The sequence below is a fragment of the Paucihalobacter ruber genome (assembly GCF_006494535.1).
GTDB lineage: Bacteria > Bacteroidota > Bacteroidia > Flavobacteriales > Flavobacteriaceae > Paucihalobacter > Paucihalobacter ruber.
This window is the reverse complement of sequence record NZ_VHIQ01000001.1, coordinates 336,221-349,111: the sequence shown is the minus strand read 5'-3', so window position 1 is coordinate 349,111 and position 12,891 is coordinate 336,221. Positions and strand designations below refer to the sequence as shown.

10 protein-coding genes and 1 tRNA gene are annotated in these 12,891 nt (G+C 35.0%); 8 read left to right on the top strand and 3 right to left on the bottom strand.

The window, feature by feature from the left end; genetic code table 11:
- Positions 1 to 75: 75 nt before the first annotated feature.
- The 8 genes from FJ651_RS01540 to FJ651_RS01505 all read left to right on the top strand — a co-directional run bounded on the left by FJ651_RS01540 (position 76) and on the right by FJ651_RS01505 (position 9,744).
- A complete protein-coding gene (locus FJ651_RS01540; RefSeq protein WP_140988630.1) occupies positions 76 to 1,986 on the top strand; it encodes an ABC-F family ATP-binding cassette domain-containing protein in 1,911 nt (636 codons plus the stop codon).
- A 70-nt stretch (positions 1,987 to 2,056) separates the two neighbouring features.
- Positions 2,057 to 3,184: an efflux RND transporter periplasmic adaptor subunit gene (locus FJ651_RS01535; RefSeq protein WP_140988629.1), complete on the top strand. Its 1,128-nt coding sequence runs from the start codon at positions 2,057 to 2,059 to the stop codon at positions 3,182 to 3,184.
- 2 nt (positions 3,185 to 3,186) lie between these two features.
- Positions 3,187 to 6,384, top strand: coding sequence for an efflux RND transporter permease subunit (locus FJ651_RS01530; RefSeq protein ID WP_140988628.1), 3,198 nt, complete (start codon positions 3,187 to 3,189; stop codon positions 6,382 to 6,384).
- A complete protein-coding gene (locus tag FJ651_RS01525) occupies positions 6,365 to 7,690 on the top strand; it encodes a TolC family protein (protein ID WP_140988627.1) in 1,326 nt (441 codons plus the stop codon). Before FJ651_RS01530 ends, FJ651_RS01525 begins: the two co-directional genes overlap by 20 nt.
- A 12-nt stretch (positions 7,691 to 7,702) precedes the next feature.
- Complete coding sequence (locus FJ651_RS01520; protein WP_140988626.1) at positions 7,703 to 7,885, top strand: CPXCG motif-containing cysteine-rich protein; 183 nt, start codon at positions 7,703 to 7,705, stop codon at positions 7,883 to 7,885.
- Between the two features lie 126 nt (positions 7,886 to 8,011).
- Entirely contained in the window at positions 8,012 to 8,845 is an 834-nt protein-coding gene (locus tag FJ651_RS01515) for a leucine-rich repeat domain-containing protein (protein WP_140988625.1), read from the top strand.
- Positions 8,846 to 9,339: 494 nt separating this feature from the next.
- A tRNA-Met gene (locus FJ651_RS01510) sits at positions 9,340 to 9,412 on the top strand.
- 56 nt (positions 9,413 to 9,468) lie between these two features.
- A complete protein-coding gene (locus tag FJ651_RS01505; RefSeq protein WP_140988624.1) occupies positions 9,469 to 9,744 on the top strand; it encodes a GIY-YIG nuclease family protein in 276 nt (91 codons plus the stop codon).
- 550 nt (positions 9,745 to 10,294) lie between these two features.
- Here the strand turns inward: FJ651_RS01505 and FJ651_RS01500 are convergent.
- The 3 genes from FJ651_RS01500 to FJ651_RS01490 form a co-directional block, all read right to left on the bottom strand.
- A complete protein-coding gene (locus tag FJ651_RS01500) occupies positions 10,295 to 10,873 on the bottom strand; it encodes a hypothetical protein (RefSeq protein ID WP_140988623.1) in 579 nt (192 codons plus the stop codon).
- Positions 10,874 to 11,071: 198 nt separating this feature from the next.
- Entirely contained in the window at positions 11,072 to 12,094 is a 1,023-nt protein-coding gene (locus tag FJ651_RS01495) for a DUF6515 family protein (protein ID WP_140988622.1), read from the bottom strand.
- Between the two features lie 17 nt (positions 12,095 to 12,111).
- Entirely contained in the window at positions 12,112 to 12,837 is a 726-nt protein-coding gene (locus FJ651_RS01490; protein WP_140988621.1) for a DUF2092 domain-containing protein, read from the bottom strand.
- Positions 12,838 to 12,891: the final 54 nt, after the last annotated feature.

Sequence of the window (12,891 nt, the reverse complement as noted above, 5' to 3'; positions counted from 1 at the left end):
AGTAGTTTTGCAATTCTTTTTTGAGAGGCAAAGTTAATTTTAAAAAAAGAATTTCTAGGTAACATTTGTAACACTATGCTTAACATCCACAATTTGTCCATATCATTTCAAGGTGAATATCTCTTTGAAGAAATTACTTTTAAATTATCGGCCGGTGATTGCGTGGGTCTTATAGGGAAAAATGGTGCAGGCAAATCTACCATGCTTCGCATACTCTCAAAAGAACAACAGCCCGATACAGGTCAAATAGCAGCCGATAAAGACTTAAAAATTGGCTTTTTAAAACAAGACATTGATTTTGATTTGGGCCGCACAGTTTTAGAAGAAGCTTATCAGGCGTTTACCGAAATTAAAATTATTGAATCAAAACTCGATGAGATAAACCACCAACTGGCCGAACGTACCGATTACGAAAGCGATGCCTACCATCAATTAATGATAGACGTTAACGATTTTCAACATCAGTACGAAATTTTAGGCGGTTATAACTATCAAGGCGAAACCGAAAAAGTGCTGATGGGTTTAGGTTTTAAACGCGAAGATTTTAACAAAATTACCGATACCTTTTCCGGTGGATGGCGCATGCGTATCGAATTGGCCAAGCTCTTACTTCAAAACAACGATTTGTTACTGCTAGATGAGCCCACAAACCATTTGGATATTGAATCGATCATATGGTTAGAAGGCTTTTTAAAAAATTATACCGGAGCTGTAGTGATTGTATCTCACGACAAGATGTTTTTAGACAATGTAACCAACAGAACCATTGAAATTTCATTAGGCAGAATTTACGATTACAACAAACCTTACTCCAAGTTTTTGGAACTTAGAAACGAATTAAAAACTCAGCAATTAGCCGCTCAAAAAAATCAGGAGAAGCAAATTCAACAAACCGAAAAACTAATAGATAAGTTTAGAGCCAAGGCCAGCAAGGCTTCAATGGCACAATCACTCATTAAAAAACTGGACAAAATTGAGCGTATAGAGGTTGATGAGGATGATAACAGTGTTATGACTCTAAATTTCCCGGTATCAATAACACCGGGAAAAGTGGTGATTGAAGCAAAAAACATTTCAAAAAGTTATGGCGATTTACAAGTACTTAAAAATGTTAATTTATTAATCGAAAGAGGAAGCAAAACAGCGTTTGTTGGACAAAATGGACAAGGAAAATCAACACTTGCCAAAATCATTGTTGGTGAAATTAAACACGACGGTGAGCTTAAATTAGGTCACAACGTTCAAATAGGATACTTTGCGCAAAACCAAGCTGAGTATCTCGACGGTAACAAAACGGTATTAGATACGATGATAGACGCCGCCAACGAAACCAACCGAAGTAAGGTTAGAGACATATTGGGTTCTTTTTTGTTTAGAGGCGATGAGGCAGAGAAGTATGTTAAAGTACTGTCGGGTGGTGAGCGAAATAGACTAGCTTTAGCAAAATTAATGCTACAGCCGTTTAATGTGTTAATCATGGATGAGCCTACAAACCATCTTGATATCAAATCTAAAAATGTCCTGAAGGCTGCCTTAAATAAATTTGAAGGTACTTTAATCTTAGTCTCGCACGACCGTGATTTTTTACAAGGATTGGCCGATAATGTATTTGAGTTTAAAGACCATAAAATCAAAGAGTTTTTAGGTAATATAGATTTTTATCTCGAGCAGCGCAATCTTCAAAATTTAAGAGAAGCCGAAAAGCGCACAGTTAATGCACAACAACCAAAAGAAAATAACAAACAAGACTATCGGGATCAGAAAAAAATAAAGTCACTTAACAATAAACTCAGTAACGTTGAAGCTAAAATAAGTAGCCTGGAAAAAGAAGTAAAACTAATGGACCAAGAACTTTTGTTGAGGTATGAAGAGGTGGCTGCAAATCCGCAATATTTTGATAATTATCACAATAAGAAAAGGCAACTTGCTGATTTAATGGGAGAATGGGAAATACTTCAACTTGAAATAGACCAATTTTTGTCTTAATCTTTATGTTTTTTTTAACTTCAAAAGTTAGACATTAGTATACTTTTGTAAGCATTATACTACCAACTATATGTTACTTAGAAAAATATTGTTATCTGTTTTAGGTATCGCCTTTATTATAGGCAGCGTTATGTACGCTAAGCACCTAATAGCTAATAAAAACAAGCCAAAGCCACAGTTTGAAAAAGTTGTAAAAAATGTTTTTGCTGAAGAAGTTACCAATGGTGATATACCAATTGTTATTCCTGCAAACGGTAATTTAGTAGCCAAAAGAAGGCTTGAGCTGTATGCCGAAGTTCAAGGTTTATTTAAAATAGGTAACAAAGAATTTAAACCCGGCACTGTTTACCGTCAGGGCGAAACATTAATTAATATCGATGCCGATGAATACTACGCTTCGGTACAAGCGGCTAAAAGCAATCTTTACAACGATATTGCTGCGATTATGCCCGATTTGAGGTTAGATTTTCCGGAAGTTTACCAGAAATGGCTCAATTATTTGTCTGGTTTTGATATTCAAAAAACTACTCCAAAGCTACCTGAAATGACTTCTGAAAAGGAGAATTATTTTATAACAGGAAGAGGTATTGTTACAGGCTATTACAACGTAAAAAATATGGAACAACGCCTCGTGAAATATCGCATCGTAGCGCCATATACCGGTATTTTAACCGAGGCATTGGTAACAGAAGGTACACTTATTAGAAGCGGTCAAAAATTAGGCGAATTTATAGATCCTTCGGTGTATGAAATGCAAGTGGCCATCACCAAAACATTTTCGAACTTATTAGAGGTTGGTAAAAAGGTTCAGCTAAATACTTTAGATAAATCTAAAACTTACGAAGGAGTGGTTTCCAGAGTTAACGGAAGTATTGATGCTGCCACCCAAACCATCACGGCCTTTATCGAGGTTAAGCATCCTGAATTAAAAGAAGGCATGTATTTAGAAGCTAATTTAGATGCTAAAACCGAGAGTAATGCCATTGAGATTAGAAGATCTTTGTTACTAGAATCTAACGAAATATTTGTAGTAAGAGATTCGGTTTTAGATCTTATTCCTGTAAAGCCTGTTTTCTTTTCCGAAAAAACAGTGGTTTTAAAAGATGTCCCTGATGGTACAATTATTTTATCCAGGCAAGTTCCGGGTGCTTATGCAGGCATGTTGGTAAAACCGGCATCTCAATCAGAATCTGAATAGGTATGCGCAAAATTATTTCTTACTTCATAAGATATCACGTAGCGGTTAATGTGGTTATTGGTGCTTTCGTGGTGTTTGGTATTATTGGTTTATTATCCCTCAAGTCTTCGTTTTTCCCTCTGGCTGATTCAAAAATAATCACCATTAGCATTACTTATCCCGGTGCCTCACCTCAGGAAATTGAGGAAGGTATTGTACTTCAAATTGAAGATAATTTAAAAGGACTACGCGGAATTGATCGTGTTACTTCGGTTTCCAGAGAAAATGCCGGTACTATTACTGTTGAAATTCAAAAGGGTGAAAACCTCGATTTTCTTCTTCTTGAAGTAAAAAATGCCGTAGACCGTGTTCCCAGTTTTCCTTTAGGAATGGAGCCTTTGATTGTGGCCAAACAAGAAGAAGTACGACAAACAATTAGTTTTGCAGTAAGTGGCGAAAACATTCCGCTGGCAACTTTAAAACAAATAGGCAGACAAATTGAAAACGATTTAAGAGCTATTGAAGGTATTTCTCAAATTGAAATTACCGGTTATCCTGAGGAAGAAATTGAAATTGCAGTCAACGAAACAACCCTTTTGGCTTATAATCTTACATTTACCGATGTTTCTAATGCCGTAGCCGAATCTAATATTTTAGTCACCGGTGGAAACGTAAAAACCAACGCCGAAGAATATTTAATTAGAGCCAATAATCGAAGTTATTATGCTGACGAACTCTCGAATGTGGTGGTAAAAGCTTCACCCGATGGTAAAACGGTTAGACTTAAAGATGTAGCGGTCATTAGAGATCGCTTTTCTGAAACGCCTAATGTAACTTATTTTAACGGTAATCTTTCTATAAATATTACCGTAACCAGTACTAATAATGAGGATTTAATTTCATCGGCAGATAAGGTAAAAGCCTATATCGATGAGTTTAACCAAAAATACAGTAATGTACGCTTAGATGTTGTTAGAGACTTATCTATAACACTTAACCAACGCACTAAATTACTTACTGAAAATGCCATTGCAGGTATGATTTTGGTACTGTTATTTCTATCAGTATTTTTAAATGTTCGCTTGGCTTTTTGGGTAGCTTTTGGCTTACCCATAGCGTTTTTGGGGATGTTTATCTTCGCAGGCATGTTTAATGTTACCATCAATGTATTATCGCTTTTTGGGATGATCATTGTTATTGGTATTTTGGTAGATGATGGTATAGTCATAGCCGAAAATATCTACCAGCATTACGAAAACGGAAAGAAACCGGTTGATGCTGCAATTGATGGGGTAATGGAGGTTATTCCGCCTGTAGTCTCGGCTATATTAACAACAGTATTAGCCTTTTCAACCTTCTTATTTTTAGAAAGTAGAATTGGTGAATTTTTTGGTGAAGTATCTGTCATCGTAATTTTAACCTTGGTGGTTTCTTTAGTTGAAGCGCTTATTATTTTACCCGCGCATTTGGCCCACTCCAAAGCTTTAAGGGTAAAAGCTCAGAAGAAAGATAAAGGCAAGTTGCAGAAATTTTTCTCCGGTATGCGTAGCATTAACAGTTATGGAGATGCGTTTATGTCTTATTTAAGAGATAAATTGTATGCGCCAATTTTAGACAAAATATTAAAATACAAAATACTGGCTATAGGTATTTTTGTGATGCTTCTTATTTTATCATTCGGATTTATTGGTGGTGGTGTTATAGGTGTTACCATTTTTCCACGAATTGCCAGTGACCAGGTATCTGTGACCTTAGATATGCCCAACGGCACCAACGAGCGCACGACCGATTCTATTATCAGTATGATTGAAGAGAAATCTGAAATTGTCAATAAAGAATTCACAGAAAAATACTTAAATGGAACCGGGAAGTTGTTATTTGAAAACTCAATCAGGTCTCTTAGCAGCTCATCTAGTGCAAGACTCCAAATTAATATGTTACCTGGCGAAGAACGCCCTGATGAAATTAATGCGTTAATGGTTGCTAATAGGTTAAGAGAAGTTGTTGGGCCCGTAACCGGTGTAGAACGTCTGGCTTTTGATTCGGGTGGAAATTTCGGTGGTAGTCCTGTTTCTGTATCATTACTTAGTAATAACATAGACGAATTAAAAGCAGCCAAAGTTGAGTTAAAACAAATCATGGAAAGTAATCCCTTGCTCAAAGACGTTCAGGATAACGATCCGGCAGGAATTAAAGAAATACGAATCAAGCTTAAAGAAAATGCCTACTTGTTAGGACTCGATTTAAGAACCGTCATGAATCAGGTAAGAGCTGGTTTCTTTGGATTGCAATCGCAGCGCTTTCAGCGTGGACAAGACGAAATAAGAGTTTGGGTGCGATATGACAGGCCCAATCGCGGTTCTATCACAGACCTAGACGATATGCGTATTGTTACGCCAGATGGTAACAGAATAGCCTTAAGAGACATTGCCGAATATTCCATAGAACGCGGTGATTTATTGATTAACCATTTGTCGGGTCAACGAGAAATTCAAATTCTGGCCGATTTAAAAGATCCCAATGCCAGTAATACCGATATTTTAGATGATATCAGAAATAATATCATTCCTGATATGCAAACCCGATATCCCACAATTACTGCCTCGTTTGAAGGTCAAAACCGTGAAGCAACCAAATTAAATCGCTCTTTAAAAAGTGCCGGTAGTATCATTTTAATTCTAATTTATGCAACTATTGCTTTCACCTTCCGCAGTTATAGTCAGCCATTTTTACTGTTAGTACTTATTCCGTTTAGTTTAACTGCTGTTGCTTTAGGGCATTATATCTTTGGGTTCCCTTTAAATGTGTTGTCTTTATTGGGAATTATCGCATTAATAGGCATTATGGTGAACGACGGACTGGTGCTAATTAGTAAATTTAATCTTAACCTTAAGGCCGGACTCACTTTTGATGATGCCTTAAAAAATGCCGGTAAATCTAGATTTAGAGCGATATTTTTAACATCGCTTACAACTGTTGCAGGTTTAGCACCATTACTTTTAGAGAAGAGCAGACAGGCGCAATTTTTAAAGCCTATGGCTATTTCAATTTCGTTTGGTATTGCCTACGCCACCATTTTAACATTACTGGCATTACCATTATTGCTGTCGGTTAGTAACGATATCAAAACATTTATGAAATGGCTAATTACAGGTAATAAGGTCTCAAAAGAAGAAGTAGAACGCGCAATAATTGAGCAACATGAAGAAGCAGAATATTAACCATTACTTCTTATATGTAATGTTACTGGCCTTCAGTTTTGTCAAGGCCCAAAATTTGGTAACAACAGAACAGGCCATTGAGTTAGCCCTAGATAATAATTACGGTATTAAAATCGCTAATAATACAGTAGAAGAGGCTAAAAATAATCAAAGTGTATTAAACTCGGGTTTTTTACCAACATTAGATGGTGTAGCCGGTGCAGTTTACAACAGAGATAATATTGCTGCTGAGTTTTCCAATGGTGGTTCAACGGCTCTAGATGGCGCAGAAAGTTCAAGATATAATGCGGCCTTAAATTTAAACTATACGTTGTTTGATGGCTTAGGTAGGTTGTACAATTACAAGAGCTTAAAGGAAACCTATAATTTAACCGAGGTTCAGGCACGTGAAACCATAGAAAACACCATAGTGCAATTATTAACTATTTACTATGATGTAGCCAAGCAATCAGAAAATGTTTCCTCTTTAAAAACAACACTCGATATATCAAAAGACAGATTAGAAAGGGCATCTTATCAGTTTGATTATGGTCAAAATACCAAGTTAGATGTGTTAAACGCCGAAGTAGATATTAATAACGATAGTATTAATCTTATCAACTCCAGGCAGGCATTGATTAATGCCAAACGCGATTTAAACTTTGTAACAGGTAATACTATTTCAGGCATATTTGAAGTAGACACCAAATTGGATTTTTTATTGAGTTTAAACAAAGAAGAACTGCTTGAAAAGCTTAAAACCAATAATGCGGCATTGATTCAGGTTGAAAAGAATATCAAAATTAACGAGTTTACCATTAAAGCAAACAAATCGGGATACTTACCAAGCATAGGCTTAACCGGTACTTATGGATGGAATGAAAATAACAACAATCCCGCGGCCTTCGTCGCAGTTTTAACCAATACCGGTATTTCGGCAGGGGTTAATTTAACCTGGAATTTATTTGATGGTGGTAATACCATTACGCGGGTAAAAAATGCCCAGATAGCACTCGAAAATCAAAAGTTACAAAAAGAACAATTGGTTTTGAGTATTGTAAGAGATTTTGAAAATGCTTGGGATGACTATCAAAATAAGTTGAAGGTCTTTGATATTCAGCAGAATAATATCATTACAGCTACTAATAATTTTGAGCGAACCGAAGAGAAATTTAAGCTTGGACAGGTAACGTCTATTGAATTTAGAACAGCACAATTAAATTTACTCGCAGCCGAATTAAGAAGAAATGAGGCTAAGTACGATGCCAAGCTCGCCGAAATAGTGGTGCTTCAACTTAGTGGCGAGCTACTAAACACTTCTTTTTAGCGGTACTTAAAGATGGAAGAACAGTTTTTTAGTTGTCCGTATTGTTGGGAAACCATTTCAATGTTGATTGACATCTCTGTTGAAGAACAACAATACATCGAAGATTGCGAGGTTTGCTGCAATCCAATTCAACTTACCGTATCGGTTTTTGAAGGTGAAATTACCCGATTAGAAGCCGAAAATATTGAGCAATAGTTGTAGTTGGTCGAAAAACAGTCAAAAACTGTTAACAAAAAGTGTATTTCATCGAAAATAATTGTCACTTTAGCGATTTGATATTACATTCGTTTCATAATCGTGTCCCCACACAAATCTGCTATTATGAAACAACTTATTTTAAATGTGTTTTTATGCGTGTTTAGCCTTCCAATTTTGGCTGATGTTGCACCTACTCAAAAACAAGCCTTAATAGATTTATACAAATCAACCAATGGTGAAAATTGGAATACCAAATGGGATTTAAAAGCCGATGTTGCTTCATGGTTTGGAGTAACCGTAGAAAACGAAAATGTTACAGAGCTGAAATTAAGTTTTAACAATTTATCAGGTCGAATTCCTCAAAGTATCGGGACTCTGTCGCAATTAAAAGTATTAGACTTATCATTTAATTCATTAGAAGGGCAGTTGCCTCAAGGTTTATTTAACCTTAATAATTTGACTTCTTTAAAACTTTTTTCAAATAAATTATCAGGTTCTTTATCTCCTAAAATTAGTAAACTAGTTAATTTGGAGTATTTAGAGCTTTTTAATAATAATTTATCGGGTGTTATGCCTGAAACTTTAGGAGATTTAAATAAACTTAAAGTTTTAATATTAAGCAGTAATGAACTATCTGGTAAATTACCTAAATCTATTGGTAATTTAACTCAATTAAAGGTGTTAAGTGTATTTGATAATAATTTATTTGGAGTTCTTCCTTCATCAGTAGGCAATTTAGCTCAACTGGAAGAACTAGTGATAGGTAATAATGCTTTTTACGGTGAAATACCTAATGAGTTGGCCCAATGTACCCAACTTAAAACCTTAATGATAGGTAACAATGCTTTTTCACGTGAATACGCTAGTTTATACCAGAGATTTCCACATATGACTACATTTGAATATGATAACTCAACCAGTAAAGGCACCATCGCAACTTTAGATACAGAAGACTAAAATGCAATTGTTTATTTAAGTTAGAGAATAACTCCCATTTGAATTAATTTTTAATTGGGAGTTATTTTTTACAATGGTTTTGTATTTCGCAAAAAACGTAGTATCTTTGCCAACCAATATCGCGGGATAGAGCAGTAGGTAGCTCGTCGGGCTCATATCCGCCAAAGGCGGACACAGGTTCGAGTAAAGAGGAATTAAAATATTGAAAATATATCGCGGGATAGAGCAGTAGGTAGCTCGTCGGGCTCATATCCGCCAAAGGCGGACACAGGTTCGAGTAAAGAGGAATTAAAATATTGAAAATATATCGCGGGATAGAGCAGTAGGTAGCTCGTCGGGCTCATATCCGCCGAAGGCGGACACAGGTTCGAGTAAAGAGGAATTAAAATATTGAAAATATATCGCGGGATAGAGCAGTAGGTAGCTCGTCGGGCTCATAACCCGAAGGCGGACACAGGTTCGAGTAAAGAGGAATTAAAATATTGAAAATATATCGCGGGATAGAGCAGTAGGTAGCTCGTCGGGCTCATAACCCGAAGGTCACTGGTTCGAGTCCAGTTCCCGCTACTAGAAAAAAGAGAACTAATTTTATGGTTCTCTTTTTTAGTTTATAATAGTTTGTTATGACTGATGATTACTTCGTAGTTTACATATTATACTCAAAAACCTTCGATAAAACTTACGTAGGTTATACTCAAGATTTAATAGACCGATTTTATTCACACAATAAACTAGCTACAAAAGGATATACCATTCGATACCGACCATGGGAAGTTATGCATTTGGATTTTTATAAAACCAAATATGAAGCCATGAATAGAGAGAAATACTATAAAAGCGGTATTGGTCGTTCTGAAATTAAAATATTAAAGATGAACTATCTCAATATGAAACTATAAGGGCTCATATCCGCCAGAGGCGGACACTTGTTTTCGCCATTGCGAACAGGCGAGTCTCCGCCGAAGGCGGAATACTAAGAAAAAGAGAGCCATTTTTGGTTCTCTTCTTTTAGTTTATAGCAGTTTAGTTATTAACTATGGTTTACCTGAAATTTTAAGCTACTTCCAGTTACTTCATTAATTACATAATAAATAAAGAGCTTAAAGCAATCTCAACCTATTTATGTCTACTACTTTTGATCAAATAACCTTGCAGTGGCAAACTAAAAACGATTTCAAATTCGCCAAATCTATCATATCGTGGCCTCGAAACTAACAGACCTAGAAAATTAAATAGAATCAAAATCCTGTATTTATTATCTTTGAAGAGTCTGAAATTTGGTATTAACGGATGTTTCTGAAGTAAAAACAGTAAACCAATTAAGAGGAGGTTAGAAAAGATTTAAAGTATATTAAATGTCAAAATCTGAATACATTTTAGAAGAGAAATACCAAAAAGACTTTTTAAACAAAAACTGAAATGCTATTGACTCTAATTCGAAAGGTTTTGTTATTTTATAAATGAGGCTGAACCAAGGCCATATTTTCTAATTAAGGCTGAGAGTTTATTAATGCTTAAATCAAGTATTTTTATTTTACTTGATTGGATTATTTTTAATTCGCCTGATTTAGTATCTGCAGGGTCTGGGAAGAAAACCGTACTGTAGCCATTATCATTCCTTTCAATCTCTATTCCAAGCTTGTATTCGCCATTATCTCCAACAATTACAGATTTCCAGTTTTTATTTGTATCGCCAAAAACTTCATTGGTTTGTGTTTTTATTAACGCATAACCGGGAATAAAGGAGGATAATATTTCTTCTAATTTTGGCATAATGGTTTTATTTTTTTTATTCTCTGCCCAAATACCGGCAATAAAACTAATACTCAAAAGCAATAAAATAGAGAGAAGAGAAACCATTCCAATACCAAAAATACCATCTTCGGGGATATGAGATTTTATGGGGGCTATTAATTTTCGAATAATGATTAATGCTTTTTCAATAACAATAAATAGTATTATTATTGGCAATAAAAAAAACAGGATACCTTTTATAATTAAAGCAAAAGTTTTAGCATACCATTTCATAGACTATGTTTGGATAAGGGTTTTAGCGTAAAAATATCAAGTATTTAAAATCATAATGAATTGATAGTTTCAGTACTATCTTTCATCTTTAATCGTATTGTTAACTATTAAAGTACAGTATTATAAGTTTAAAATATTTTTTTAAAATAAATTTTTGTTACTTATATGCTTGGTTTCATTACCAAGGATGAAAGGGTATTACGCTTCTTCTTTAACGTCAACAATTTCGTACATATTTTTACCATCAACTTGAATGGGCTGGTAATAGGTTTCTCCAAACTGAACGTAAGTGACATCACCTATTTTTACTTCTTCACCTCCTTCGGGTAAATTAGGAACAATAGTACCGGCAGTTGCTGGAACTACAATGTAACCGTCAGCATTTTTTTCGTAAAATGCACCTCCGTAATAATAATTGTTCGTTATTTCATTTACCGTTACTGTTTCGGCTTCTTTCGGGATAGAAGGTACTTGAGCACCAACTGGCGCCTGGCAAGCGACAAAACCTTCAGGTGTTTTTAAATAGTAAGTACCATTATCGTAGTGATATTCTTCTTTGTCATCATTATTATCGTTAATGATGGCAACAATAATGGCTGTAGTAGCTAAAGAAGTAACAAAGTAGCCCCACGGACGATAATATGAGCCCCAATAGAAAGGGGTGTATGGATGGTAAAAATATGGTCTATGACAATAATATCCGAAACCTCCATAGCGATAAGGCGGTCTTGTGTAACGTATAGAACTTGCTCTTACATTTGTGTTTCTCAGATTAACATTTCTACTTCTATCTACATTAATATTGACATTATTATTTCCTACCCTATTGTTATTACCGATGTTATTGCCACTTTTATTTTTAATATTTGATGTTTTTTTATTACCAACCAAATTATTTTGATTACCACTGCTTCTGTCGGCCAATTTAGTTGTTGTTGATTTACTATTTTGGTTTCTTATTGTATTATTATTTGAACTAGGTGCTTTAGAAATACTCCTGTTATTTGTTTTTACATGACCACCATTAATTGATCCTCGTTGAGTTGTTGGTTTGCTTGCTACCTGTCGTGAAGCACTTGGTCGAGATATTGACCCACCACCGGCTCTTGACGCTCCGTGATTCATTCTCTGTGCAATGGCGTATTCTGTTGACGCAAAAAAAGCGAGTATTATAATTAATAACAATCCCTTACTACTATATAATATTCTATTTGTACTCATTATATTTTACTTTTTAATTATTTTTCAAGAATGCTTATAAGTTTTGCATTAGGTGGTGGCAGAAACTCAAAAATGGCCTCAGGAATTTGAGGATTAAGTTCCCAACTTGTAAATGTAGTTGTGTATTGTATATTGTTTTGATTCTTATAGATAATTTTCATTTTTTTAGGCAGAAAATTTCTGTCTTCAGACACCCAAAGTTGAACATGCATTTCATTATTTATAGCCATAATTTGATAGCATTCTTCTTCTTCAACAGTTCGTTTTCCTAAATATTGAATTGAGTCAAATGATTCTATAATATCATCTGTAAATGAAGGGTAAAAGAAATCGATGGCCGGAAACTTGAAATCAAAGCGCGTATGCATGTCGTCAACCATGCTAATTATGTTGTCTGGTGTCTCAAGAATTAAATAGTTATTTTCTGCATAAGAGTAATATGACAAATATTCACCATTATACCAATATCCATGACCTCCTTTGTCACTTTTAGTTTTGGCCAAAAGTTTATTAGGCCCAACCATGCTAACTTCGCTTGTGCTATATTGTGTTACAATATTTCCTTCGTCATTTAATTTATCAAACGATGTGGTTGTACTGAATTTCACCGAATTTAAATCGCCTATAAGTTCACTCATTTGGTCAAGAATATATACTGCAGTGGAGTCAATTTCCTTCAATTTTTGTGTAAATCCAAAGAATGGAATTATAAGAACCATATACGATAAGAATACTTTTTTCATTGGAATATATTGTTTAATTATAAATTAAAATCTGTGTATATACTTAAAAACGGT

What these genes read in the sequence shown, in the direction of transcription:
- FJ651_RS01540 (WP_140988630.1), top strand. Translation starts at nt 76, where the DNA reads ATGCTTAACATCCACAATTTGTCCATATCATTTCAAGGTGAATATCTC.
- FJ651_RS01535 (WP_140988629.1), top strand. Translation starts at nt 2,057, where the DNA reads ATGTTACTTAGAAAAATATTGTTATCTGTTTTAGGTATCGCCTTTATT.
- FJ651_RS01530 (WP_140988628.1), top strand. Translation starts at nt 3,187, where the DNA reads ATGCGCAAAATTATTTCTTACTTCATAAGATATCACGTAGCGGTTAAT.
- FJ651_RS01525 (WP_140988627.1), top strand. Translation starts at nt 6,365, where the DNA reads ATGAAGAAGCAGAATATTAACCATTACTTCTTATATGTAATGTTACTG.
- FJ651_RS01520 (WP_140988626.1), top strand. Translation starts at nt 7,703, where the DNA reads ATGGAAGAACAGTTTTTTAGTTGTCCGTATTGTTGGGAAACCATTTCA.
- FJ651_RS01515 (WP_140988625.1), top strand. Translation starts at nt 8,012, where the DNA reads ATGAAACAACTTATTTTAAATGTGTTTTTATGCGTGTTTAGCCTTCCA.
- FJ651_RS01505 (WP_140988624.1), top strand. Translation starts at nt 9,469, where the DNA reads ATGACTGATGATTACTTCGTAGTTTACATATTATACTCAAAAACCTTC.
- FJ651_RS01500 (WP_140988623.1), bottom strand. Translation starts at nt 10,873, where the DNA reads ATGAAATGGTATGCTAAAACTTTTGCTTTAATTATAAAAGGTATCCTG.
- FJ651_RS01495 (WP_140988622.1), bottom strand. Translation starts at nt 12,094, where the DNA reads ATGAGTACAAATAGAATATTATATAGTAGTAAGGGATTGTTATTAATT.
- FJ651_RS01490 (WP_140988621.1), bottom strand. Translation starts at nt 12,837, where the DNA reads ATGAAAAAAGTATTCTTATCGTATATGGTTCTTATAATTCCATTCTTT.